The organism is Ancylomarina sp. (assembly GCF_041555295.1).
Lineage (GTDB): Bacteria > Bacteroidota > Bacteroidia > Bacteroidales > Marinifilaceae > Ancylomarina.
Genome location: NZ_JBFFKR010000024.1, coordinates 1 through 26,819, shown reverse-complemented (window position 1 = coordinate 26,819; position 26,819 = coordinate 1). Strand labels below are relative to the sequence as shown.

The following is a 26,819-nucleotide window of genomic DNA, read 5'->3' as shown; positions in this document are numbered from 1 at the left end:
TCTTGTATTTACCTAACTTTATTCTACTTCCAATATTTTCAAAGAACTCTCGTTCAAAATTTCTTCCTTTGTTTTGACTGTGATTACACTGCCAAAGCGGGTGCAAAGATAACAACTTTTAGTTTTAAAAACCAAATGAAAGTTGAAATTATTTTGAGAAATATTTCCTCTTAATTTCTCAACTCTCGTCGCTTCCCCTTACCAGACTTTTTAAGAACTTTTCGCTACTTAAGCGGCTGCAAATATAAGAACTTTAATTCCTAAACTGCAAATCTTTTTTCGTTTATTTTTTAATTGTTTTTTATCAGGATAACCCAATGTTTACAACCCTTACAAACGATTCAAAGATCTACGCCTCTCTCTTAAAGCGAGTGCAAATATAGACTTTATATTACCAACTTTCCTAATGGTTTTCTCATCTTTCTTTTAGTTTTAAACTAACCCGCTAAAAATCAGATGCCATTATTTTGAAAAAAGATTTTACAGGCAACTTTTCCCACTAAATACGCTCTATTCAGACGAGCAAAATCAAATGAGAATCCAAAAAGAAAGGATAAGTTTTCACTTATCCTTTTTTGATAGAAAAAAATCAATTCTCCTATATCATATAATGGTATGCTCCTACCCCGCTTCAAATCAAAAACAACATAAATGCATGAAAATAAGAACAAGTACAAATAATACGTATTGTTATCTACCGTGTTTTTTCATCCAAGGGAAGGTTTGATCATTAAATTTCCCAAATTCTTTGGCGGTGAAATCGTCCAACTTCATTCTATATACCTCCACATTTTTAACAGCTGGAGAGTTATAAGTGAACTTTCTATCTGTGAATTGTGCCATCATAGCATTAAGAGCATCTACTTTTATATCGAAATCTACAATAAACTCAATAATTCCTCGAGCTACAATACTTTTACCTTTTACTCTATAACTACATGCAACGTCTACATTCTGGTACGCCAAAACTGTATCAGTACAAAAAGTAAGGCAGGCATCAGGGTTCTTTTTTAAAGAATCAATCAATTTTCCAAAGTTTGCACCATGCAAATAGATGTATCCATCCAGGTAACCGAAGTTCATCGGTACTACATAAGGTCTATTTTCAGTATCGATAACTCCTAAATGGCAAAGATCGCATGAATTGATAATTTCATCAATCTCCTTCTGATCTTCTATAAATACAGTCTTCATAAGTATATTCGTTTTATTGAGGCTGAAATATTAAAATACAAGCCTATGTATCATCATTTAAAAAACAGTCCTATTTCCTAGTTCTTTTGATATGGCATTCTTAATTTGATCAAGAACCATTTTTTGTTTCATCAACTCCATCAATCGATCAGAATCGCCAGCTTCCTGAACTTTTTGCATTTCTTGTACCACTTCTTCAATCAGAAGTTTCACCTTTTTACCTTTATATTCATTTACAATTTTAGGAACAAGCTCCTTCAGCTTCATCTCCTCCGATTCGATATAACTATCCTTACGAGTCCACATCCCACTCAATTGGTGTGGTTCACTCATAATATCGGCAGCAAGCTGAACAATTTTAGAATCGGTATGATCTCTAAAAAAGGTTTTAGATTCGAAATTCGGATCCAGCTTATTTTTCATATATTCATCAAATACTTTCTGGTAAGCTCCATTCACCGACGTTAATTCATCACGTTCAAGTTCATCTACTATATAGGTACCAACCAAAATCATCTCTTCATCGCCTTGTTCATTCTTATGATTGAACAGTTCCTCTTTTCCAAAATTAAGTAATAAGCGAATCAGAGCCCTTTCTTCCAAATCACAATCATTATCGGCACGGATAATACTTTGATTGACCATAGAATCTTCTTGTGACTGAAGTTCGATATTTGAACGCTCTTCATTTTTCCAGGCTTCTTCCTGCAAACGTCCCTTAATTTTATTAATCTCTGTATATAAGACGCGTTCATCAACATTTAGAATGTTGCTACATTCTTTCACATATACAGAACGAACAATATTATCAGGAATGATTGCGATTGAACGGACAATATCAATAATTAGATTGGCACGCTTAACCGGATCGTTTTTAGCATCGGCTAAAAGCAAGTTCGTTTTAAAAACAATAAAGTCAGTTTCGTTCTTCTCTATATATTGTGTCAGTTCCGTTGAACCCATCGTTCTCGAAAATGAATCCGGATCTTCTCCATCAGGTAACAAGAGAACCTTTACATTTAGTTCTTGTTCCAAAACTAAATCGATTCCTCGAAGAGAAGCTTTGATACCAGCAGGGTCACCATCATATATAATGGTCATATTATTAGAAAAACGCTTAACTAATCGAATCTGATCAGCAGTTAAAGCCGTTCCTGATGAAGCGACAACATTTTCTATCCCTGCCTGATGAAATGATAAAACATCGGTATAGCCTTCTACTAAATAACATTTATCGTTTTGCACAATACTCTTTTTAGCCTGATAAATCCCATAAAGAATACGGCTTTTGTGATAAACTTCAGACTCTGGAGAGTTAAGGTATTTAGCAGCTTTGGGATCTTTCTTTAAAATTCGTCCACCAAAACCAAGAGTTCTACCAGCAATACCATGTATCGGAAAAATGACTCTACCCTTGAAACGGTCGATCATCCCTTTTTCTTTATCAATACTTAAACCGGTTTTTACAAGAAATTCCTTTTTATAACCTGACTGAGTCGCTTGCTCTGAAAAAGCATTCCAACTGTCAAGACAGAATCCCACTTGAAATTTATTTATAATATCTTCACGAAAACCTCGCTGACGCAGGTAACTCATCCCAACAGCAATACCTTCCTCACTTTGTAAAAGTTTCTCTGAAAAGTATTTTTGTGCAAAAGAGTTGACAATCATCATACTCTCTCTGTCATTTTTTCTCTGCTCCTGCTCTGGCGACAATTCTTCGTCGACAATATCAATATGATATTTCTTACCCAGATATTTTAAAGCGCTAACATAGTCGAGGTGCTCGTGCTCCATGACGAAATTAACCGAATTTCCACCTTTACCACAACCAAAGCACTTATAAATACCTTTGGCAGGAGAAACGGTGAACGATGGTGATTTCTCATTATGAAAAGGACACAGTCCCAAAAAGTTAACGCCCCGTTTTCGAAGAGTTACGAAATCAGAAACGACTTCGTCAATTTGAGCTGTATCGAAAATTCTCTGTACTGTTGATTGATCAATCATGGAACAAAAATAGGAAAGATGGCTTAAATGATTTCTCTATTTCGAAAAAAGATTTCAACAAGAAATTTGTGCTTGTATTCATTATTAATTGTTTTTAAATCGATACAAATCCATTAATATTCGTTTTCACCAGATAAATGCTTACAAAAGACATCTACCTTGATACATATTTTACTACTTTTGCGATCGAAATAACAATCATTTATAATAAACCTATCTTGTTCACTAATAAAGCTTAGGAGATTCCTAATTTTGTTTTATTAGTGTATAAATACAAAAGAAAAAGTATGAAAATTGCAATTGCTTGTGACCACGCTGGATTTCAATACAAAAACCAATTAGTTGAATTTTTCACCCAAATGGGTCATGAAGTAAAAGACTTTGGTTGTCATTCAGAAGATAGCATGGACTACCCTGATACAGCACATCCATTGGCTAAAGCTGTAGAAAATAAGGAATTCAACTTCGGATTTACAATTTGTGGTAGTGGAAATGGTATTACTATGACTGCTAATAAATATCAAGGTATTCGTGCGGCACTTTGTTGGACTGCTGAAATCGCTGAATTAGCGCGTTTACACAACAATGCAAATATTTGTGGAATGCCAGCACGTTTTATTTCTTACGAAGAAGCACAAGCTATTGCTAAAACTTTTATCTCAACTGATTTTGAAGGTGGGCGCCACCAAACAAGAATTGATAAAATTCCTGTTAGATAATTTATTATCATATTATGTCGGAATTTAAGAATCATGATAAATTGAGAATTACAGAGTTAGAGATGCGTTATTAATCTTTTAATTTTCCTATATTTGCCCATCTGAATAGGTTGTCCATCCTTTTTAAGGAACCAATTTATTTAAGCACAAAACAATAAAAACTGGTTCATATGGTTATGTAATTCCATATTGAGCTAATCATTATTAGAAAAGAATAAGAATGTTATCGAATACTTGTAAATACGCAATCCGATCGGTTATCTACTTGGCATTGCACGCTCAGGATGGTAAGAAAATTGGAATTAAAAAGATATCTGAAGATCTAGAAATTCCAACTCCATTTTTAGGGAAAATTCTTCAAAGCTTAGCTCGCCAGAAACTACTTAGCTCAACTAAAGGACCTCATGGTGGCTTTGGTTTAGGTAAGGATCCTATGGAAATTAGCTTGATGAATATCGTTGAGATTGTTGATGGACTTGATATGTTTGAAAATTGTTTAATTGGAATGCGACCTTGCAAAACAGATACAAACAACCAAGCTCCTTGTCCTGTTCACGGTCAATATGGTGGTATTCGCCAACAGCTATACGATTTGTTTAACGACAGAACTGTTGGTAAACTAATTACAGAAATTGAAGCAACTGACGAATTTATCAGTTTATAAGATTTTCTTAAGAAAAGAATAATTACAAAAGGGCTTACGATTCAAAAGTAAGTCCTTTTGTTTTTTTAGGAAGGGGAACATGAAAATAGCACAAACTCCTCCAGCAACATCAGCGCAAAGATCCCAAAAATCACCACTCCTATTAATAAAGTAACGTTCTTGTAATATCTCAATCGTCCCTCCATAAATAGCGATCATTAGAAAGGTGAGTATTGCAATACTGATTTTATTTAATTTTGTTTGGTATCGTAATTCAGCAATTAGTAGAATCCCCATAATAAAGAATAGCCCAAAGTGAACCATCTTATCGAAATGAGGAATTTCAATCATAGAAGTATGGGGAAGGCTATCACCAGGAACTGAGCATAAAACAAAAATGACAATTGCCCAAATGATATTACGTAGGAATAGATTCATGCCCATGATATAAAAATACAGTTTTTGTACAGATAGTCAACTTTTAAAAAAAATCTCTGTAGGAAGAAGAATTTCAAAGTTAGGCATAAAGTTGCTTAAGAAATTCCAAAGCCCAATAGTATTGACATGAAAATCCCCCATGTTTAACTTTTTTAAACATAGGGGGAAAATCAATATATTAGTATTATGGTCTTATATTTTTTTAAGAACACCTAAGAACGAAATATCACTGGTAACAGTAGGATCTCCTTTATACTTAACTGATCCAATACCCGAGATGCTAACTCTTAATTTATTTTCCACAAAAACTTTACCCGTTCCAACACCGCTAATATCTACACGAGCTTCAAGAGCTCTTAAGTCAACTGCATTTACACTACCAGCACCTGAAATATCAATATTTAGCTCTTTACAATTCCCTTTGAGACTAATTGAAGAGGCTCCGCTATTATCGATTGATAGTTTATTGGCTGATAATTCAAGCTTAGCTGAAGAAGCACCATTTATTTCAATTTCAAGCTCATCAAATTTCAACAGATTTTCGTTTTTCAATGAAATTGCACCATTCGCCTTGATGAAACGTAAATACTTGAAGCCAATATAAAGCTCCATTTTTTTTGTATCACGAATATTTTCTTCATTCTTAATGTATAAAACATTATTTCTGACCTCTGTTTTAATTAGTTTCTGAATATTTTCATCTGCTACAACCTTAAGGCTACAATTATCGTCCTGACTAAGATAAATGGTATAGGCACCACTGACTTTAATACCAGAAAAATCGCTTACCTCACGAACTTCGGTCTTGACATTTCCATTTCCTTTAACGCCATCAGCAAAAACAGGTGTGCTAATAGCAAAAATCAATAGTAAAGCCACAAGACCTGTTATGATATTTCTTAACTTATTCATGCTAAATATTTTTATCCCGAGTAGACGGGCTTAAACAAAAAATCTTAATTTGGTTGGTATCAACTATCTGAAAGACGACATTTTTTAACTAATGTTGCATCATAATTTCAAATATGAATTGACACAATATAATAAATGTTCAATCGTTTTGAAATTAAGCATCTTATATTAAACTCATAAACAAACCCTCATGTCAGGTATCTATTTTCATATTCCCTTCTGTAAACAGCTTTGTCATTACTGTGCGTTTCATAAAAGCATTAGTCTGCAAGCCAAAGAAAGGATGCTAAGTTGCCTGAAGAAAGAACTTAATGATAGAAAAGGCTACCTGAAGGGGGAAAATATTGATAGCATTTACTTTGGCGGAGGAACACCCTCTGTCTATTCCCCAAAAGAAATTCAATCATTAATATCTGAAGTCGCACAACATTTCACAATAAATGAAAATGCTGAAGTCACTTTAGAAGCTAATCCTGATGACTTAACTCACGACTACCTTAAAGATTTAAAAGAAACTTCAGTAAACAGACTATCGGTGGGTATTCAATCTTTTCACGATGAAGATTTGATATTAATGAACCGTCGTCATTCTGGACAACAAGCATATGATGCAATTAAAAGAGCTCAAGGCTATGGTTTCAATAATATTTCTGTCGATCAGATATACGGTGTGCCCGGCTTGACTTTTCAAAAATGGGAAGAGAATCTTAAAAAAGTATTTGAATTGAATATACAGCATATCTCATCGTACCATTTAATGTATGATCCCAATACTGTATTTACTCACAAACTGAAAAAAGGAATTATAAAGGAAGTTGACGAAGATGTCAGCTTGGCTCAATATAAACTCCTTATTTCTGAAGCAAAAAAGCATGGATTTTCACACTACGAAATATCCAACTTCAGTAAAACAGGCTTAGAATCGAAACACAATAGTAGCTATTGGCAGCAAAAAACGTATTTAGGCCTAGGCCCTTCAGCACATTCATATAATATAAACAGAAGGGAATGGAATATATCCGACAATCTGAAATACATGAATGCTGTTGAGAAGGGAGGTGAGTATTCAGAATATGAAGAACTCAGTTTCAACGATAAATTTAATGACTATGTTTTAACATCGTTGAGAACCATGTGGGGGCTAGATTTAAACGTAGTAAAGAATAAGTTCGGTGAGCAATACTATAAAAATTGCTTGGAAAAAGCTGATAAATTTATTGAAAGTGATGATGTGAGAATAGAAAACGAACATATCATTCTTACAGACAAGGGTGTTTTTATTTCAAACGATGTGATGTCAGACTTCTTCTACATAGAGGAATAAATAATTGAGAATAAAGAATCTATAAATATTCCATGATATCATGAAATGCATATTACTTATAAGCTTCCTCATTGTACTTGTGACCTTCACTGTCCAAGGACAAAAAATAGAATTTAAAAAAGTAAGTGCTAGAAAATTTCAATCCCTTATTTTAGAAGACAATAATCATCTCTTAATCGATGTCAGCAGAATAATTGATCACCTTGAAGGTCATATTGCCAGTGCAGTATTTGCAGAAACATCTGAAAAACTTTTTTCAATTCTGGACACCACACCAGTTTTGCGCCCAATTTTAATTTATTGCAAATATGGGAAACGGAGTCAGAGAGCCAGTTGGTTAATCGCAGAAAAATATCCGCATAAGATTTATACCCTAAGGGGCGGTATTACACTTTGGAAAGAAAGGTTGTTTAACGTAGAATCCTTCACTACAAATTAACGTTCCAATTTCTGATCCCCCACTATTAAGCTAACAGCAAAATAACCATCTAATTTTCCCATCAGTTTACCGATAATTAACCTCCTTTTACCTATAAGGAAACTTACAGCGTCAAAAAAGTTTCTACATTTATCATGTCCTAATGAACTTATTCTAATAGGTATAGTATAACTATTCACAGATTGAATTAAATAGTTTAATGAAAACACTGGAAACTTTTAACACAGATATAGTTTCCTGAGTTTATTTATGCGCTATATTTGCAAAATGGAAAACCAGAAACAAAAAATATTGGAATATGCCTGTGAAATGTTTTTCGACTGTGGAACTCGCAGTATTTCTATGGATGATATTGCAAAAAAGCTCGCTATTTCTAAAAAAACATTATATCAGTATTATTCCAACAAACAAGATCTTATAGGTCAGGCATTAAAATGGGAATTATCCCACCCAAAATTCTCTTTTGAATCTCCAAAGTTTGAAGGGTTGAATGCCATTGAACGATACTGGAAGTTTTATAAGTTCATCTCCGAAATGATAAAAAAGCCTCACCATTCCCTGGAATTCGATTTAAAAAAATACCATCCGGAACTGTGGAGTAATTTCAAAAATGGTAAGATGAAACTCTTTCGTGAAGGATTGAGGTTTAATATAAAACAGGGGATTGAAGAAGGATTCTATCGACAGGAATTGAATATTGATATCGTTTCCAATTTATTGGTTCGTTTCTATTTAAATATGTGGAAAGAAGAATACGATGTTTTCAGCAAAGAAGAATTAATGAGTGAAGAATTAAATAAGGAACTCACGATATACCATTTACATGGTATTTGTAGCATAAAAGGTATTGAATACCTCAATAAATTAAAACAAAATTAATTGACCACTAAAATAATGAAACAACAAATGAAGAATATCCTACAAATTGCGAGCATCGTTTTGTTGGTATTTTCAAGTTGGAGCCTGAAAGCCCAAACTGAGAATCTCATAAAATTTAGTTTGCAGGAAGCCCAAAACTATGCTTTAGAAAATTCCTTTATGGTTAAGGGAAGCGATTACGATTTAAAGGTGGCCAAGAAAAAAGTATGGGAGGCTATTTCGACAGGTTTACCACAAGTTAAAGCTAGCGCAGACTATTCGAAGAATTTAGATATTCCTGTAAGCTTATTACCTGCTGAATTTTTTGGAGGTGTGGCTGGTGAATACACACCCGTTAAATTTGGGCAAACCTTTGCGAGTTCTGCTACAATTAATGTTGATCAGAAAATTTTTGATGGTTCATATATCATAGGTCTTGGTGCTGCTAAAATTTTTGTTCAACTATCGCAAAACACAAAAATAAAATCTGAGATTGAAGTTAAAGATCTTGTAGCTCAAGCCTATTATAATGTATTAATAGCTAGAGAAAATTACAAAACCATTGAAGAGAATGTAACTATCACCAAGAAAACCCATTTTGAAACCAAAGCTTATTACGAAAATGGTTTTCGTGAAGAGTTAGATGTTGATCAGGTGATGTTAATGCTTAAGCGTTCTGAGAATCAATTGTCAGATGCTAAAAGAGCGATTTCAAATGCACTTATCATGCTGAAATTTTCCATGGGTTATGAGATAGAAAAAGAGATTGAACTCAAAAACAACTTAGAAGCTTTCATCAATCCACTATTAATTTCTAAAACAGAATCAACCGAATTAGATCTTAAAAATCATATCGACTATAGGATTGTAAGCACTCAGCTTAAAGCTCAAAAGTTAATCATTAGAAATGAACAAGCGGGTTATCTGCCTAATATTTCAGCATTTTACAGCTATGGTAAAAATACCAGTACTGATGCCTCTAATGTTTATAAAAGCAATGTGCCATGGTTTAAATCATCTATGATTGGTTTAAAAATGAGCCTGCCAATTTTCACTGGTTTTAATCGTCGTTCTAAGATTAAGCAAGAGAAAATCAATTATAAGAAAATTGAAGATCTTAAATACAATACAGAACAAAGTCTTAAAAAGGATTTGAGTATTTCGTACAATTCATTGGTGAATGCTAAAGATAATTACGAAAACGACTTTGAAGGTTTGGAAATTGCAAAACGAATTTACGACAGAACACTAGTGAAGTTTAACGAAGGTGTTGCCACAAGTACCGAGCTTTCGAATAACGAACAACAGTATTTGAATTCTCATTCGGCTTACATTGGTTCAACACTTCAGTTATTAAATTCAAAAGTTGCATTCGATAAAGCCTTGGGGAAATTATAAGTTTCCAAACTTTAATATCTAACAATCAATTTACACTTATAAAAAATCAGAATCCATCCATATACAATTTTGAAAACTGATTTTAAAATACAAAACGATGAAAAAAATTATTATAGCAGGTCTTATTCCATTGTTGTTTGCATGTTCTGCAAAAAATGCGGACGAAAATAAAGACAAAACAGAAAAGCTAAAAGAATACAGAACTGAACTGAAGGTTTTGAAAGAAAAGATTTCGAAACTTGAATCTGAAGTTAACAAGGGAGCTAAAAAAGAAATGGCTTTAAATGTAAACGTAGAGAAATTGAATGCTTCAAAATTTGAACACTTCATTCAAATTACAGGAAATGTAGAAGCTGATAAAAATATTACCATTCAACCTGAAACATCTGGGAATATCATTTCTATTGATGTAAAAGAAGGACAGCATGTGAAGCAAGGAGATGTGATTGCTCAGCTAAATTTTTCAAAACTTCAAAACGATATTGATGAATTGAAAACTCAGTTGGCTTTAAGCAAAACTCTATTCGACAGACAAAAGCGTTTATGGAATCAAAAAATTGGTTCTGAAGTAGAATTCTTAACTATTAAATCAAATTTGGAATCTCTAAAAAGTAAACTAAGTGCTCTTGAATCTCAAAAAGATTTAGCTATTGTTCGTGCTCCTTTTGATGGCATTATCGATGAAATTTACCAGAGAACAGGCGAAATGGCTGGTCCTTCTACCCCACTAGCACAATTGGTAAATATCAATCGTGTTTACGTTGAAGGTGATGTTTCAGAAACTTATCTGAATTCTATTAAAGCTGGTGGAACTGCTCAATTAGATTTTCCTGCTATTAATTACCAGACGGAAGCACCTATTTATCGCACATCTAATGTTATCGATCCTGCCAATAGAAGCTTTAAAGTTCGTGTGAATTTAAAAAACCCTGGTCAAATTATTAAACCAAATCTTATCTCAATTATTAAAATTCGCGATTTTGTTCAGAATGAGGCTTTAGTTGTTCCTTCTATTATTATTAAGAAAGACTTTGAAGGGAGCTACTTATATATTGCTGAAAAGAAGGATAAGAAAATGTTGGCAAAAAAAGTTTACGTAAGTGTTTCTAAAACTTACAACAACCTTTCTATGATTGAATCAGGACTTAAATTAGGAGATTTGATTATTACTGAAGGTTTCTCACAAGTCGTTAACGGTACACTTATTAATATTAAATAATTACCGTACTAATAATTTTCGCATTTCATCCCGATCCTATCGATACACAATAATATAAAGATGAACGATAATACTAAAAACACACCTGCCAAACCTGAACAAAGGCAGTTTAAACCTACGTTCGCAGCCCTAAAGAACAAGAATTCCATTTTTATTCTAACTGGTCTTTTATGTTTGTATGGTTTATTCTCATACATGGGTATGCCAAGGGAATTATTCCCTGAAGTAGTTATTCCAAATATTTCAATTTCTACACCATATCCAGGTAACTCACCTGTCGATATCGAAAACCTGGTGACAAGACCAATTGAGAAGGAATTAAAATCTCTAAAAAATGTCAAGAAATTATCCTCTGCTTCGTTCGAAGATCTGAGTTTAATTATAGTAGAGTTCAATACAGATATTGAAGTTAAACAAGCTTTACAAGACACAAAAGATAAAGTTGATAAAGCATTAAGCGAATTACCAGATGATATGCCAAGCGATCCTGTTGTTGCGGATATTGATATGGCCGATTTCCCTATCCTAAATGTTAACTTATCTGGAGATTACGGCTTAGATGATTTAAAGCATTTTGCTGAAGAGCTGCAAGATAAATTTGAATCTTTGGCTGAAGTTTCAGAGGCAGACATTAAGGGTATTGATGAGCGTGAAATTAAAATCAACGCTGATTTGCACAAGATGGAAGCCAATGGTATTGCTTTTGAAGATATAGAAACAGCTATAGGTGACGAAAATGTGACCATGAGTGCTGGTACTTTAATTACAGATAATACACGTAGAAGTATTCGTACTTCAGCTGACTATACGTCAATGGAACAGATTCAAAACACCATTGTAAAAGTCACAAATAATAAAGTTGTCTACCTTAAAGATGTAGCCGAAGTTATTGATGGATATGAAGAACTTTCTTCAATTTCCCGTTTAAATAACAACCCTGTTGTCTCTCTATCCCTGAGTAAGAAATCTGGAGAAAATCTTCTGGCAGCTACCGATCAGATTTATAAGATTATTGCTGAACTTAAAGAAAGTGGTTTTTTACCAGAGGGCTTAACCGTAACTGTTACGAACGATACTTCGGAAGATGTACGTGGAATGATTAGCGATTTGGAGAATTCTATTATCATGGGTATGATTTTGGTTGTTCTTATTCTGTATTTATTTATGGGATTAAGAAATGCCTTATTCTCTGGTTTAGCTATTCCTATGTCAATGTTTATCTCAATGATTGTTCTAAATCAAATGGGATATACCATTAATCAGATGATCCTTTTTTCTCTGATTCTGGCCTTAGGTATGTTGGTTGATAATGCCATTGTCGTCGTCGAGAATGTTTATCGACTCCACGAGGAAGGCCTCTCTCCTCTCGAAGCAACTAAAAAAGGGGTGAGTGAGATTGCAGGTCCCATAATATCATCAACAGCAACAACTGTTGCAGCCTTTTTCCCTCTATTGATGTGGGGTGGCATTATGGGTGAGTTTATGAAATATCTGCCTATTACGTTGATTATTGTTTTGACATCATCTCTATTTGTTGCCTTAATTCTGAATCCTGTCTTTACAGCAACTTTTGTTAAGATAGATAACATCAAAGCAAAACTGAAATACAAAAGGGTTATTACAATTATTTCTATTATTATCGCGATTTCAATACCTTTCTATATTGCAACAAGTTATTTCGTTGCCAATATTTTAGCTTGTATAGCACTTATCATGCTCTTTAATTTATTAGCATTAAGACCTTTTGCACGTTGGTTCCAATTAAAAATGTTGGTAACTCTTGAGAATGTTTATGAAAAAAGTTTACGATTTGCTCTTAGAGGTTATCGCCCTCTTCTTTTCTTCGCCGCAACATTTATATTAACGATTGGTTCTATTTCCTTTTATTTTGGAAGTAACCCAACAGTTGTATTCTTTCCAGATAATGATCCAAAATCAGTATATGTGACTATGGAATTGCCTTTGGGAACCGATATTCATAAAACAGATGAGATATCTGAAAGAGTAGAAAAAATTGTTAAGAAGACACTTGAACCCTATCAGGATATAATCCGTTCTATAGCAACCAATGTTGGATCAGGTAAAGGTGGTATGTTCGAATCAAGTCGTGCTGCAAATAAATCTTTAACGACTGTTTCTTTTGTTGAATTTAAAGATAGAAAAGGACATAGTACTTCTGAAATTATGAAACTCATATCTAAAAATCTTAACGGGTTTGTAGGTGCGAAGATATTTGTTGAAAAAGATGATAATGGACCTCCAGTTGGAAATCCTATTAACTTAGAAGTTTCTGGTGATGATTTTGAAGAGTTATTAACTATTTCAAATAACATCAAACAAATGCTTGATGCTGATAAAATTCCAGGTATTGAAGAGTTAAAATTAGATTTGGATCAAGGAAAACCTGAAATGTTGATCAATATCGATAGAGACAAGGTTCGTCGATTTGGTTTATCTACCAGTCAAGTTGCAAGTGCACTTCGTAATTCACTATATGGTTTAGAGGTTTCTAAATTTAAGGATGGTGAGGATGAGTTTGATATCATGCTGCGTTTAAGCGATAAATATCGCTACGATGTTCCAGCTCTAATGAATCAAAAAATTTCTCTGATGAGTCCTGTGAATAATAAATTTATTCAGATTCCTATTTCATCGGTAGCTTCATATAAGTATGGCTCAACATACGAGCGTATCAACCGTATAGAAAACAAACGTGTTGTAACTATTTATTCAAATGTTGTTGAAGGCTATAATGCCAATGTTATTAATACTCGTATTAGAGAATTAATGGCTGATTATAATATGCCAAAGTCATATGATTTTAAGTTGACTGGTGAGCAAGAAGAACAAGATGAGACATCAGCTTTCTTAGCCGAAGCTCTTATGATTGCTTTAGCTTTGATTACATTAATTTTAGTAACTCAATTTAACTCAGCTATTAAGCCTTTAATCATCATGATTACCGTTCTTTTTAGTACTATTGGTGTATTCCTTGGTTTAGGTACTTTCCAAATGCCATTCGTTATTTTAATGACAGGTATTGGTATCATATCTCTAGCAGGTATTGTGGTCAACAATGGTATTGTTCTGGTCGATTATATCGATCTGCTTAGAAAAGAGAAAAAAGCGAATACTGACTTAGAGGGTAGAAAATATCTGACACCACAGCAAGAAATTGATTGTATTGCTCAAGCAGGAAAAACACGTTTACGTCCAGTTTTACTTACAGCTATTACAACTGTATTGGGCTTATTACCATTGGCAATAGGTATGAATTTTAATTTCTTAACGCTTTTTAGTGAATTCGATCCACAGCTATCCTTTGGGAGTGATAGTACTGCATTTTGGGGACCAATGTCCTGGACAGTGATTTTCGGTTTAACCGTTGCCACTTTCCTTACATTGATTATTGCACCTGTGATGTTTAGAATATCAACTCAAGTTGAGCACAGACTTTATCGACTTGCTGAAAAGAGAAAAAAATAAGACTATATAATTAGTAAAAGAAATGCCCCAAACTCAAACGAGCTTGGGGCATTTTATATTCTAATAGATTCGTGAATCTAATATTAACACTTCTGATAACATTTAACCCAATCAATTTCCATAACAGCATTCACATCTGAATTTGGATTTGAAACTCCTGAACTTAAAATTAGATACATGGGTTCGTGAGGTATATTCTCAGTTTGGGTATAAACAACCACATCGTTAATCTTCCAAACCAATTTATTGGGTGCCCATTCCAAAGAATAAATAAAAAAATCATTGGTCCAATCAAGGCCTTTTATTTTTGCTTTGTTAACCAAAGGTTTCTCTTCACTTCCTGTAATATGCCCTGTAAATAATTTCCCACAGCTGCTGGTTCTGGCAATATCAATATGTGGCAAGCTTGTATCGGAAAGCATCCAAAATGCATGCATCACATTTTTTATATCACTCACTTTAATTTTGGCCTCAAACAAACCATATTTTTGTCTGAAAGATTTTCCCGTACTAATCAAGGCTGAAGTATAATCAAATTCTCTGGGAACAAAACCAATTTTGGCATCCCAAACTTTACCTTGAGCAGTTTCTTTACGAGTTTCAAGTCGAGCAACAGAATCTGATATTTTAATATTTTTTTCTGAAAAAATATGAGCATCTGTTGGAAGTGCGTAATCATCATTCATCAATACATCGCCCCAATAATATCGAGTCATCCACTTTTCCTTGTCCAGTTCTGAATTCTCGAAATTTTCAGAGAAGGTTAACTCCCATTCCCGAACAAGGTGAAAATCGTTCTTTTTTTGGAATTGAAAATATTTTTTAAATGATTCCGATTCATTTAGTTCTTTATAAGTAATCAATCTATTAAAAGCCTCTGTTTTTTCGAATCGCTTTTTATCCAATAAGAATTCCTTTTCAGATATAAATTCTTTTGAAGCTAACTCAGCTTTTAAATCTTCAATCTCTTGTAATAAATTTGAAGCCAAAACCTCAAAATAAATATCATGCTTATTTGAGTTCTTAAACTTAAAATAGGTTCTTATCTCTGAAGATTTTTTAAGTTTCTTATATAGTAACCAAGTTTCTTTATCTTCCTTTTTAGTCAGTTTTCCTGAATTAACTTCAGCTTGCAATTCCATATATTTCACGAGGTCTTCTGACTCCTTCATTTTTTCAAACTTAGAAAGTTCAGTTCCTTCGTGAACAGATGAATAAACTCTATAGCGTTTTGATTTTATAAGACTTTTCAGCTCTTTTTCTTTCCTTTCAAGCTCACTTCCTTTGAATGATTTAGATTCAATTTGCTTTTTATTTTGCTTATAATCTTCAGAGTTTATTTCTCTTTCGAGCTCTATATAATTTTGTAATTCCTCAGATTGTTCAAAAGCAATAAATTCTTCGTGATCGTTAAAAAGCTGAGTTTTTCTATCTTCTATTAATGAAGTATCAGCTGCTTTTCGAAGTTTTGATGAAAGGAATAAAGCCATATTTTATGCTATTTGATTTTGATTATGAATTCCGAATTTAATCATTTATTATAAATTCTCCATTAATTGAATAGATGAATCATTATTACGAACAAATTGAATTCTGCCATAAACAAACTATAAGAATTGACAAACAAGTGATTATCACTAAGTTTTGGATCTAAATTATTGTCTAATAAAATTAAAAGTAATGCTTCCTATTTGTTTAATCGGACTCTTATTGTCAGCATTAAAACGAGATCGGTATGCAGCATCTAAAGCTGCTTCATATAAATTTTCGTCAGTCGTATCGGATTCCTTCTGAACTACTTTTGCTTTTATCACCTTACCTTGGCGACTCACTGTGATTTCAACACGAACTCGACCTGAATTTTCACATTTAAAAACAGGAATTGGTAAGATTAATTTATGTCGACCTTTCAAGCTATAAAAAACACTACTCGGCCCACTATACTCCATGTTTTTTAGCGAATCTAATTTCAATTGCTCTTTCCGTTCTTTAGCTAATTGAGAGCTATCACGCTTAAACGCTTCGATATCTTTTTGGCTAGCACCATATTCATTGGATTCATAACCATCTAACTCTTGCTTGATATCATCAATCATTTTATCAATATCCTGAGCTGTTCGTTCTTTCCTATTCACAGTTTTTAAATCTTGGTTGACTGCTATTGACTTTAGCATTTCATCAACACTGCTGGATATATTCTCTTTTTGTTTCTCAACTTTATCTTCCTCAACTCTTTTATTTTCCTGTTCTATTTGTTCCACAATATCATCAGGAATGGCTAAGATAATTTCAGTTTCAACAAAACGCATGGGTGAATTGAGCTTAAACAATAACAAAAGAATAAATAAGACCATATGAAAAGCCAAAGTTCCCATTAATCCGTAACGATTACGATTTAAGTAGTCCTTCAATTCCTCCCAAGCACTCATATTTGTGCTGGATTCATTTTCTTTATTTAATTCCGACTTAGCCACCAATTCTATTAATTCTGATTAAGATTTAAGATCAAACAAAGCTATCAAGATTAGTTGAAATAGACAATTTTGAAGAAAATGATATTAAGCCTCTTTCCAATTTATTAAAATACAAACTCATTCTTATAATTTAATAATATAATAATTAAATAAATACTAAGACAAAGTTGATCAAACGACTACTATCAAAACTATTTTTTTATTTAGGATTAAATTTTTAAATTATAGCTGATAATAAGCCTTTTAACTACATAGAGGGCTTAAAACCTATTTCACATGCCTCTTAAAACACGTTATAAAAATTGGAATGCATATAGGTATTATATAACAAGTACTTGGTGGGATTTTTTAAATCTATTTTTCCCACTAAACTGTGCAGCTTGTGGTAATTACTTATTTAAAGGTGAAAAGGTAATTTGTACGTCTTGTCTCTTCCAATTGCCTAAAACAAACTTCCATTTTCAGAAAGAAAATCCCATTTCTGAAATTTTCATAGGTCGTGTTAAAATTGATAATGCCACTGCATTTTTCACTTTTAATAAAGGTAGTAGATACCAAAAACTCATACATAAACTAAAATACAATAGACAAGCTGAAATAGGTATTGAACTAGGTAGGCATTTTGGAAATACCTTAATGAATTCAGATGAGTACAGGGATATTGATTTCATCATCCCCGTCCCACTCCATCCAAAAAAGAAAAAAGCCAGAACCTATAACCAATCTGAAATGATTGCAAAAGGCATGGCAGAAGTCATGAATACTAAATTACTTGTTGATGTTCTCGTAAGAAACATCCATTCAGAATCGCAAACTAAAAAGGATAAAATTGAAAGATGGCTAAATGTAAAAAATGTGTTTGCTTTAAAATCATCCGAACAAATAAAAAATAAACATGTTTTATTGGTGGATGATGTGGTCACAACGGGTGCAACTCTCGAAGCATGCGCTCAAAGATTATTAGAAACGAATCAAATTAAAGTTAGTATTGCTTGTCTGGCACAAGCCTAAATTAACTTTATTGCATGAAAAAGGCTTAATTTATTTTTAATCTTTGTATAAATTAAGCTTTTAAATCATTTAATCAGGAATATCTACTCGTTATCTACAAATTTATAGCCGACACCTTTTATCGTTTTTATCAAATTATCACCTAATTTTTCTCTTAATTTTCGAATATGAACATCAATTGTTCGATCACCAACAATTATATTTTCTCCCCAAACACCATTATAAATTTCCTCTCGGGTAAAAACTCTTTGTGGACGAGATGATAATAAACACAACAATTCAAATTCTTTTCGAGGTAAAGAAAATTGTTCTTCACCTTTTATAACCAAATAGCGTTCCTTATCAATTGCAATAGGTCCAATTTGCTTTAAGGTATTTTCTATATTATTTGCAGTACTATTGGATCGATTAGCACGTTTCAGCATGGCTTTAACTCGAGAAATTAAAACTTTCGGTTTGATAGGTTTGCTAATATAGTCATCTGCTCCAGCATCGAAACCAGCAATTTGAGAATAATCTTCACTTCTCGCTGTTAAAAATGTGATTAGAACATCTGAAAATTCAGGCATTTCTCTCAATTTATCGCAAGTTTCAATCCCATCCATTTCGGGCATCATCACATCTAAAATAATAAGATGGGGTTGAAATTTTTTCGCAACTTCTATACCTTCAATCCCATTATTAGCTGTTTCAACCTGAAACCCCTCCTTCTTAATATTATAACTTAAGAATTCTAAAATGTCAGATTCGTCATCGACAAGTAAAATTTTGTAGTCACTATTTTCCATATCAAATATTTTATATGCTAAGTGTTTATTGCTTTATCGAGTGTGAAAGTAAAACTAGTTCCCTTTCCGTAAGTACTACTTACATTAATACTTTGTTCATGAGCATCAATAATATGTTTGACAATAGCCAAACCTAATCCTGATCCCCCCATATTTCTCGATCGACTTTTATCTACTCTATAAAAACGTTCAAATATTCTAGGCAAATTATCTTGCTCTATTCCTATTCCATTATCTCTGACTTCAATCAAATATTTATCGCCCATCTCCATCACTTCAATATGTGTTTTACCACCTTGTCTGCCATATTTTATTGAATTTACAACAAGATTAACCATGGCCTGAAAAATTTCCTTTTTATCTGCATTTACATATTTGGGAATAGAATTTGCCTGAGGAAATACAACTTTAATTTTATGCTTTTGTGCACGCATTTCTTGCATCTCCACAACCTCATTTATCGAGTCAATAATATTAAAGCGCTCTATTATTAATTTTAACTCTCCATATTCAAGTTTCGAGATAGATTCCAGATCTTTAACAATCCCAATCATTCTATTAATACTCTTCTCGGTCCTTTCAAGATATAATCTATTGATATTTTTATCTTCCAAACCACCATCAAGTAGCGTTAAAATATAACCTTGAATATTAAAAATGGGTGTTTTCAATTCATGAGATACATTTCCAATAAACTCTTTTCGGTATTCTTCCTGGCGTTTCATTTGCATGAGTAATGAACCACGTCCTTCACTCCACTCTCTGACTCCTTTTTCAGCTTCTTTAAGAATATCAATCGTTTTTATTTTATCAATAAGCTCTTTGTCAACAAATTGGGTGTCATGAATCGTTTTATAAAGCATTCGGATTTTAGAGTATAAAAATCGTCTAATTAAATAGCGAGACATGATAAACATAAAACTGCTTAAAAAAACTAAACTTGTGAAGAGTACCAAAGCTTTATCTTCGATATATGTGTAAAGTAAAAATTCAATCAGAATGATAATTACACTGGAAAATGTTATTAAAAAATTGACTTTCTTGGAAGATATAATTTGCATAAATAAGTCTAAAATCAGATTTACATCAATATAAAATAAAGATAATGTTAATGTTTTTTTCTTGTACAAATATTCAAATTAATAAACGAGTATTTGCGTTTGTTATATTAAGTAATGGTTAAGATTAAATTATTTTAACTACCCTTAAGTTTGATAAAAAAATAACACTTTCTAAGTTAATGCTTATTTATTAAAAATGATTGAAGGTATTATTTAAGAATTTCAGAAAAAAAAGACTCACAATAATTAGTAAAAAAAAATGAGAGTCATAATCAAATAAACTGACTACACTCCCATTTATATTTCAATGGTTATTCATTCTATAACGCAGAAAATACCCCAAATAATTAAGCTTTCTTTTTAAAGGAAATCTCTTTCATATTAAGCAATAAATCTAAAACAATTGAAAGTATTAAAAGATTAAATTTTTGCTCTGATTCAAAAACAAAACTCAAGCAAGCTGCAGCCATAAAGATCATATTACCAAGCTTAAGAAGTTCTAACCAATGGAAGTATGCGATTTTTTTAAGATCTAAATTTATCGCTCTATAAACGATATTTAAAACCAATCCCAAACCAAGAAAGATGATCCCGTAAGCATCATCTTGTAAAATAAAAAGAGCACCTACAATAATTAATATAGTTGCCAAAGAATAAAGAATTGAGCGTATTTTTGACATCAATTTATTTTTTATTATGTAATTTAATGTGTGATTTAAAAAAGAGTATTAGGTTCATCGAATCGACTTTTACCTAAGTGCGTATAAGCAAGTTCTGTCACTTCTCTTCCACGAGGGGTGCGTTTAATGAAACCTTCTTTAATTAAAAAAGGTTCATAAACTTCCTCAATGGTACCACTGTCTTCGCTTACAGCAGTTGCGATAGTCGAAATCCCTACTGGTCCACCTTTAAATTTGTCGATAATGGTTGTTAAAATACGATTATCCATTTCATCCAATCCATGCTTATCAATATTTAAGGCTTCTAGTGAATAGCGAGTAATTTCTATATCGATAGATCCATTTCCTTTTACTTGTGCAAAATCGCGTACACGACGAAGTAATGCATTTACAATTCGAGGTGTGCCTCTACTTCGAGAAGCAATTTCTCCAGCAGCCTCGTGTGTAATTTCAATATTAAGGATTTTAGCTGATCGTTTTACGATTTTGGTCAGGATAGACATATCGTAATACTCTAAGTGTGAGTTGATACCAAAACGAGCACGAAGAGGTGAGGTTAATAAGCCAGAACGGGTAGTAGCACCAATTAAAGTAAATGGATTTAATTCCAATTGAATTGAACGCGCAGCAGGCCCTTTATCAATCACAATATCTATTCTGAAGTCTTCCATGGCAGAATACAAATATTCTTCGACTATGGGGCTTAAACGGTGTATCTCGTCGATGAAAAGAACATCGTTCTCATCGAGATTGGTTAAGAGTCCTGCCAAATCTCCAGGTTTGTCTAAAACAGGGCCTGATGTGATTTTAATGCCAACTCCCAATTCATTTGCAAGAATATTCGATAGAGTTGTTTTACCTAAACCCGGAGGTCCGTGAAGTAAAACATGATCTAAAGCTTCTCCACGCATTTTAGCTGCTTTCACAAAAATGTCAAGATTTTCAACAATTTTTTGTTGTCCACTAAAGTCTTCAAAACGTAAGGGTCTTAATTGTTGATCAACATCAATCTCCTTATCCTTAATGTCTTGATTTCTTATGTCGAGCTTATCATCCATTTCCTAAATGTTATATAAAAGCAGTTTAAAATAACTAGCAAACTGTATATTGCAAAGCACAAAAATAGTCTCATTTGTTTGATATAAAATCACAAATGAGATAAAAATTATCAGTGATATTCATTTATAGATTTAAACTTTCCAGGATCTCAAAAAGTTTCTCTACATCGAAAGGTTTTGACATATGAGCACTCATACCACAATCTTTGCATTTATTCGCCGTTGCAGTAATCACATCAGCAGTAAGGGCAATAATTGGAATATTGCTGCCATTTTCAAGTCCTCGTATGTGTTTGGTTGCTTCTAAACCATCCATCTCAGGCATCATCACATCCATCAGAATAAAATCAAATTCGCCTTGGTTAAATTCCTCTATAGCTTCAATACCATTGTTGGCAGTTACAATTTCATAACCAAATCGTTTTAAACTAAACTTCACAACAATTTGATTCAGTTTGTTGTCTTCCACCAATAGTAATCTAAAGTTTCTATTTTCCCAGCTCATTCTTTTGTTCAGTTTAGAATAGTAGAATGCAAGATACTAAATTTATCAATTTAGTTTCGACTCAAATGTAACTGATTTTTAGAAAGCTTTTTTTAGGTTATTATATTTTCAATTTGGAGAAAACCCTCTTTTTTCAAATTTAACCTTATCCACCATTCTTATCCCTTTATCAACACTTATTATATTATTATCTTTTCTTTTAATTTCTCTAAAATATATGATGATTATAATGTCCTGTTGATAATGTTGGTAATTGAAAACATCTTTTATAGGATTTTAGGAGCAAATAAGTCTAATAACAGGCTATTAACATAGGATGTTAATATAGGGCTTTTGTTTTAGAGAGTTTTATGGGTGTTATAAACAATCTGTTGATAACGTGTTTTTATAAAAAGAACTTATTGATTTATTATTAACAGACTGTTGATAAACTGTTGGAAGATCCAATTTCATTACTTAAAAGTAAAATTGGTTAGTTGGAATATTTTTTTCATACCAAATGCTTAATCAAATATCCAAAGAATTGTTTCAAATATTTAACAAGAAAAAATCAACAGTATGTTAACTAAATGTGAACAAAACTGTTGATTTCTTCAAAAACTGTTGTAAATAATTGCTTATTAGAATCATATGTACTCTATTGCATGAAAAAATAAAACGATACTCAATGTTCTCTACTAACTTTAATACTAACCATATTCCAGGATATAATTCTAATAAGGATTATGCGTACTTATACTTGTTTTAAATAAAAAGGTTGCATTTATCTTTAGTTTTTTTAATATTTCAATGCATTTTTAGGTTTTATATTTAGCCCTTTTTAAGGCAAAAAAAAGCAGCTACACTTTATATGTAGCTGCTTAAAAATTCATTTTGAATTTAGCTTCTAATGATACATCTCGGTATAAAGAAATCTCTTAATATTTCGTTTTGGTGTTTTTTCAAACTCCTCAGGAAAAAGAACTATCCTTGATACATTCATATAAGCTGGAAGATCCTTATTCAAAATTTTTCTATCCGATTCGAAAGCTTCCTGAATTTCTTCTTTAGTTAAACCCTCTGCATCGCAAACTTCATAATCTGGATAAACCAGAGCAATTAATTTGTGATTCTTATCGTCGGTGATAATTGACTCTTGTATAAAAGGTAAATTATTTAATCTCGATTCTATTTCTTCAGGATAGATATTTTGCCCCGATGGACTCAAAAGCATGTTTTTGCTTCTGCCTTTGATATAGATTACATCATCTTGATCAATGATACCTAAATCGCCTGTTTTTAACCAGCCATCTTTTGTTAAAGCCTCGGCTGTGGCTTCTGTATTTTTGTAATAACCTGTCATCACATTATCGCCCTTAACTTGTATTTCACCAACGATACTTAAGGGGTCTTTTGAATCTATTCGCACTTGCATTCTATCGACTACGTGACCACAAGAATGAGGACGGAATTTACCACTAGGACTATAACTAATCAATGGACCACATTCTGTCATTCCGTAGCCAATGGTAAATGGAAAATCTATCTTTTTAAGAAAATCTTCAACTTCTTTACTTAAGGCAGCTCCACCAATAATAACTTCGATAAATTGGCCGCCAAAGGTTTCGATTAGGGAATTTCTAATTTTTTTATAAACCTTCTTTTCCAGTATAGGAATTTTAAGCATCAACTTTACACGACGACTTTCTAAAGCAGGTAAAATACGTTTCTTATATATTTTCTCCATGATTAATGGAACCAGGCAAATAAGGCGAGGTTGAACTTCCTGAAAAGCTTTGGTTATAAGCTGTGGAGTTGGAACGCGTGATAGAAAAACCACATGACACCCACAACAAAACTCAGAAAGGAATTCAAACATACAACCAAATACGTGTGCCAATGGTAAGAATGAAACAACCTTATCTTGTGGTCTCAAATCGATATGATCGAAAGCAATTTGTACATTAGAGTGTAAGCTTCTATAATTTAGCATAACGCCTTTCGAAAAACCTGATGTTCCTGATGTGTAGGATAGAACAGCAATTTCACTTTCTTTAGGATCGGCATATTCTAATTGATCCTTATCTAAAGTTTTTTTGTTTGCTTTTTCATGGGCAATTTTCACAGTTTTCTCTAGTTTATCACAAGAAGTACAGAGTAGAGAAAAATCGTTTAAAGAGAGAATTCCTTTTACCTTTTTAATCTTAGAATCATCAATTTTATTGAAAATATTCTCTGTTGTAAAAAGTAAAGATGCTTCAGAATGGTTGATGATGTGATGAATATCTCCTGAGTTAAAATCTGGGAGAATTGGAACAATGGTAGCACCATAAGTAACTGTGGCCAGATAAGTAACTGCCCAGTTGTTTAGGTTACGTCCAATAAGCGCAATTTTATCTCCTTTTTTTATACCCATCTCCTTATAGAGAATATGAAGCCATTGGATATGTTGAGCGACTTCTTTAAAACTCAGACTATCTTTTTGGTAGTTGGTAAAGGCTGGAGACTCCCAGTTATTTTGAATACTTTCCTTAATGGAATGAATTAACTTGTTTTTAATCATAGGTTTAATGTGTTATTCTAAGTTTCTAAAGATACTAATCTTGTTATTAAATGATAAAATGGCAGATGATATTTTGTACAAAAAGGTTTAAACAGCATCATATCAGTATAAAAGAACAACGACATTAATATTGAAAAAAATAGTTATTATTCACAGCATTATATATTAATGAATAATCGTTTAGGACGCGATTGATCTGGAATATCTAAAAAGAATTAAGGGAGATTAAAAAATACACTAGTGTAAAAGTGGAAAGTACTTAGGTGTCTTGTTCGAAAGTACACTAGTGCAAAATCGGAAAATACTTAGGTGTATTTTTTGAAAGGAAAGTAGTTAAAAATTTAAAGCACAAAAAAAGCTCTGTTGATAGATCAGCAGAGCCTTTTTGTTTTGTGTAGGAAAGCTTAATTTACGGTGAGTGCATATTCAAGTTCACCAATACGTAAGGTTTTCCCCTCGAGTTTACTACGAACTTCAACATGATATTTACCAGCTGCTAAGGTTTCGGGAGTCGAGAATATTAGTTCCGATGGCATGTTTCTTAGGTAGGTCTCTACCTTAGTTTCATTATTGTCTTCAGCAATAAAGAAGATGCCTTCCTCTGCACTTTCCTGATTAATTTTAATACGAGCCCCTTTAATTATGGCAGCTTTACCAGGCGTAATGGTCTCGTTACGGGTATGGCTATCCGAATCTTCAAAATATTCAAGTTCTGGTAGCACATCGGCAGTCGCCATTTTCTTGAGCTTAATTTCATTAGGTAAACCTTTGAAGTCGATTCCGGCATTAAAGTTTAAATTCACCTTGTGTTTCTCTGGATTAAACTCCATATTATCCCCATCGAATACACCTGATATACTCAATCGGATATTACACATAGGTGTAATAATGTTGTTACCGGCCAATAGCTCTTCGTAAACTTGCTCCTGAAAAGCTCTGATAGCAATTGTTGAGTCAGCCACATTTAAAGAACTGTGTCGTTTTACTGACTTCTGGATAAGGGTGTCCATATCCAAAGTATCAAAGGCAAGGGGTTGAGCAGAGTAATCATCATCGCGCTCAGTCAGGTGATTTTTTCTAAGAATAAATGGTAAAGTCATTTTATTACTATATTTAACGTTCAACAATAAGCGTGCAGTCTTAAGTTCCACCGTCGAAAAGTATGAGCAAGAGACTGCACCGCTTTTTTTTATCAATAATAAATATAATAATAATGTTTTGGTAAATATTATGATTTTTGTCATTTAACATTTATTAATTCTATTTTATTATTTTGATCTGATTACCAGTGCATGTTTACTTGATGTTCGAAAAACAACTGTACTTTGTTGTTTTCTTTTAAAACATATCTCGTTTAACTTTTTAAGCATATTTTACCTTCCTTGTTTATATCTGCAATTTGCCTTGGGTAAATCACGTCTACTCAAAGCTTTTTATGATTTAATTCTATGTAACTAAGCTTAATTGAATGCATTTTTATATTTTTGTAGCCTTGTTATCGGTTTTCTTATTTAAGCCGATGCGTATAATCTCATTAAGTCAGAATAAAAGATGGAACAGAAAAGAATTAAGATCAAAGATCTGTTACTCTCGAAAGAGTACGGCAGTGAAGTAAATGTTAAAGGATGGGTAAGAACCAAGCGTGGTAATAAGCAAATTAATTTTGTTGCTTTAAATGACGGTTCTACTATTAATAATATTCAGATCGTTGTTGATGTTCCTAATTTTAATGAGGACTTGTTGAAGAAGATTACAACGGGTGCTGCTATTTCGGTTAACGGTAAGTTAATCGAATCAAAAGGGAGTGGACAATCTGTCGAACTAGAAGCAACTGAAATTGAAGTTTTAGGTGTAGCCGATCCTGAAAAATACCCATTGCAGCCCAAAAAACACTCTATGGAGTTTTTAAGAGAAAAGGCTCATTTACGTTTCCGTACCAATACCTTTTCAGCAGTATTTCGTATTCGTCATGCCATGGCTTTTGCTGTGCACGAGTTTTTCAACAAGAAGGGATTCTTCTACATGCACACACCACTTATCACCGGTTCTGATGCCGAGGG

At 32.8% G+C, this 26,819-nt stretch carries 23 protein-coding genes; 10 read left to right on the top strand and 13 right to left on the bottom strand.

Going from position 1 to position 26,819, the window contains the following annotated elements; genetic code table 11:
* Nucleotides 1–690: 690 nt before the first annotated feature.
* A complete protein-coding gene (locus ABY905_RS03750; protein ID WP_372640681.1) occupies nt 691–1,194 on the bottom strand; it encodes a pyridoxamine 5'-phosphate oxidase family protein in 504 nt (167 codons plus the stop codon).
* Between the two features lie 57 nt (nt 1,195–1,251).
* The gene (gene dnaG / locus ABY905_RS03745; RefSeq protein ID WP_372640679.1) at nt 1,252–3,204 is read right to left on the bottom strand and encodes a DNA primase; all 1,953 of its coding nucleotides are present in this window, start codon (nt 3,202–3,204) and stop codon (nt 1,252–1,254) included.
* A gap of 287 nt (nt 3,205–3,491) precedes the next feature.
* Between dnaG and rpiB the strand changes: the two genes are divergently transcribed.
* Nucleotides 3,492–3,923, top strand: coding sequence for a ribose 5-phosphate isomerase B (gene rpiB / locus ABY905_RS03740; protein ID WP_372640677.1), 432 nt, complete (start codon nt 3,492–3,494; stop codon nt 3,921–3,923).
* Nucleotides 3,924–4,143: 220 nt separating this feature from the next.
* A complete protein-coding gene (locus ABY905_RS03735; RefSeq protein ID WP_372640674.1) occupies nt 4,144–4,587 on the top strand; it encodes an Rrf2 family transcriptional regulator in 444 nt (147 codons plus the stop codon).
* Here ABY905_RS03735 and ABY905_RS03730 read toward each other — a convergent pair.
* Nucleotides 4,582–5,004 (bottom strand): VanZ family protein, encoded by a 423-nt coding sequence (locus ABY905_RS03730; protein ID WP_372640671.1) that lies wholly within the window; start codon nt 5,002–5,004, stop codon nt 4,582–4,584. The genes ABY905_RS03735 and ABY905_RS03730 overlap by 6 nt on opposite strands.
* 192 nt (nt 5,005–5,196) lie before the next feature.
* Nucleotides 5,197–5,916: a head GIN domain-containing protein gene (locus ABY905_RS03725; protein WP_372640668.1), complete on the bottom strand. Its 720-nt coding sequence runs from the start codon at nt 5,914–5,916 to the stop codon at nt 5,197–5,199.
* Between the two features lie 190 nt (nt 5,917–6,106).
* Here ABY905_RS03725 and hemW point away from each other — a divergent pair, with 190 nt between their 5' ends.
* From hemW to ABY905_RS03695, 6 genes are all read left to right on the top strand, one after another.
* Nucleotides 6,107–7,240, top strand: coding sequence for a radical SAM family heme chaperone HemW (gene hemW / locus ABY905_RS03720; protein WP_372640666.1), 1,134 nt, complete (start codon nt 6,107–6,109; stop codon nt 7,238–7,240).
* A 40-nt stretch (nt 7,241–7,280) separates the two neighbouring features.
* Nucleotides 7,281–7,679: a rhodanese-like domain-containing protein gene (locus ABY905_RS03715; RefSeq protein WP_372640663.1), complete on the top strand. Its 399-nt coding sequence runs from the start codon at nt 7,281–7,283 to the stop codon at nt 7,677–7,679.
* A gap of 267 nt (nt 7,680–7,946) precedes the next feature.
* Nucleotides 7,947–8,558, top strand: a complete 612-nt coding sequence (locus ABY905_RS03710; protein ID WP_372640660.1) for a TetR/AcrR family transcriptional regulator — start codon at nt 7,947–7,949, stop codon at nt 8,556–8,558.
* Between the two features lie 27 nt (nt 8,559–8,585).
* Nucleotides 8,586–9,935 (top strand): TolC family protein, encoded by a 1,350-nt coding sequence (locus ABY905_RS03705; RefSeq protein ID WP_372640657.1) that lies wholly within the window; start codon nt 8,586–8,588, stop codon nt 9,933–9,935.
* Between the two features lie 97 nt (nt 9,936–10,032).
* Complete coding sequence (locus ABY905_RS03700; RefSeq protein ID WP_372640654.1) at nt 10,033–11,154, top strand: efflux RND transporter periplasmic adaptor subunit; 1,122 nt, start codon at nt 10,033–10,035, stop codon at nt 11,152–11,154.
* Nucleotides 11,155–11,214: 60 nt separating this feature from the next.
* Nucleotides 11,215–14,640, top strand: coding sequence for an efflux RND transporter permease subunit (locus tag ABY905_RS03695; RefSeq protein ID WP_372640651.1), 3,426 nt, complete (start codon nt 11,215–11,217; stop codon nt 14,638–14,640).
* An 83-nt stretch (nt 14,641–14,723) separates the two neighbouring features.
* On the opposite strand, the gene ABY905_RS03690 is transcribed toward ABY905_RS03695, so the two are convergent.
* Together ABY905_RS03690 and ABY905_RS03685 are read right to left on the bottom strand one after the other, a co-directional pair.
* Complete coding sequence (locus ABY905_RS03690; protein ID WP_372640648.1) at nt 14,724–16,130, bottom strand: family 16 glycosylhydrolase; 1,407 nt, start codon at nt 16,128–16,130, stop codon at nt 14,724–14,726.
* Between the two features lie 165 nt (nt 16,131–16,295).
* Nucleotides 16,296–17,114 carry a TonB family protein gene (locus ABY905_RS03685; RefSeq protein WP_372640646.1) on the bottom strand — a complete coding sequence of 273 codons (819 nt, stop codon included), beginning with the start codon at nt 17,112–17,114 and terminating at the stop codon, nt 16,296–16,298.
* A gap of 276 nt (nt 17,115–17,390) precedes the next feature.
* On the opposite strand from ABY905_RS03685, the gene ABY905_RS03680 reads away from it, so the two are divergent.
* Nucleotides 17,391–18,125, top strand: a complete 735-nt coding sequence (locus ABY905_RS03680) for a ComF family protein (RefSeq protein WP_372640643.1) — start codon at nt 17,391–17,393, stop codon at nt 18,123–18,125.
* A gap of 83 nt (nt 18,126–18,208) precedes the next feature.
* Here ABY905_RS03680 and ABY905_RS03675 read toward each other — a convergent pair whose 3' ends face one another.
* From ABY905_RS03675 to ABY905_RS03645, 7 genes are all read right to left on the bottom strand, one after another.
* The gene (locus ABY905_RS03675) at nt 18,209–18,913 is read right to left on the bottom strand and encodes a response regulator transcription factor (RefSeq protein WP_372640641.1); all 705 of its coding nucleotides are present in this window, start codon (nt 18,911–18,913) and stop codon (nt 18,209–18,211) included.
* Between the two features lie 17 nt (nt 18,914–18,930).
* Nucleotides 18,931–19,776 (bottom strand): sensor histidine kinase, encoded by an 846-nt coding sequence (locus ABY905_RS03670; protein WP_372640639.1) that lies wholly within the window; start codon nt 19,774–19,776, stop codon nt 18,931–18,933.
* A gap of 545 nt (nt 19,777–20,321) precedes the next feature.
* Nucleotides 20,322–20,654 (bottom strand): hypothetical protein, encoded by a 333-nt coding sequence (locus ABY905_RS03665; RefSeq protein ID WP_372640636.1) that lies wholly within the window; start codon nt 20,652–20,654, stop codon nt 20,322–20,324.
* Nucleotides 20,655–20,689: 35 nt separating this feature from the next.
* Entirely contained in the window at nt 20,690–21,712 is a 1,023-nt protein-coding gene (gene ruvB / locus ABY905_RS03660) for a Holliday junction branch migration DNA helicase RuvB (protein ID WP_372640633.1), read from the bottom strand.
* 124 nt (nt 21,713–21,836) lie between these two features.
* Nucleotides 21,837–22,217 carry a response regulator gene (locus ABY905_RS03655; protein ID WP_372640631.1) on the bottom strand — a complete coding sequence of 127 codons (381 nt, stop codon included), beginning with the start codon at nt 22,215–22,217 and terminating at the stop codon, nt 21,837–21,839.
* Between the two features lie 886 nt (nt 22,218–23,103).
* Entirely contained in the window at nt 23,104–24,759 is a 1,656-nt protein-coding gene (locus tag ABY905_RS03650) for an AMP-binding protein (RefSeq protein WP_372640629.1), read from the bottom strand.
* A 404-nt stretch (nt 24,760–25,163) separates the two neighbouring features.
* Nucleotides 25,164–25,859, bottom strand: coding sequence for a DNA-binding domain-containing protein (locus ABY905_RS03645; RefSeq protein WP_372640626.1), 696 nt, complete (start codon nt 25,857–25,859; stop codon nt 25,164–25,166).
* Between the two features lie 451 nt (nt 25,860–26,310).
* Between ABY905_RS03645 and ABY905_RS03640 the strand changes: the two genes are divergently transcribed.
* A partial coding sequence (locus ABY905_RS03640) for an OB-fold nucleic acid binding domain-containing protein (RefSeq protein ID WP_372640623.1) occupies nt 26,311–26,819 on the top strand: 509 nt, incomplete at its 3' end.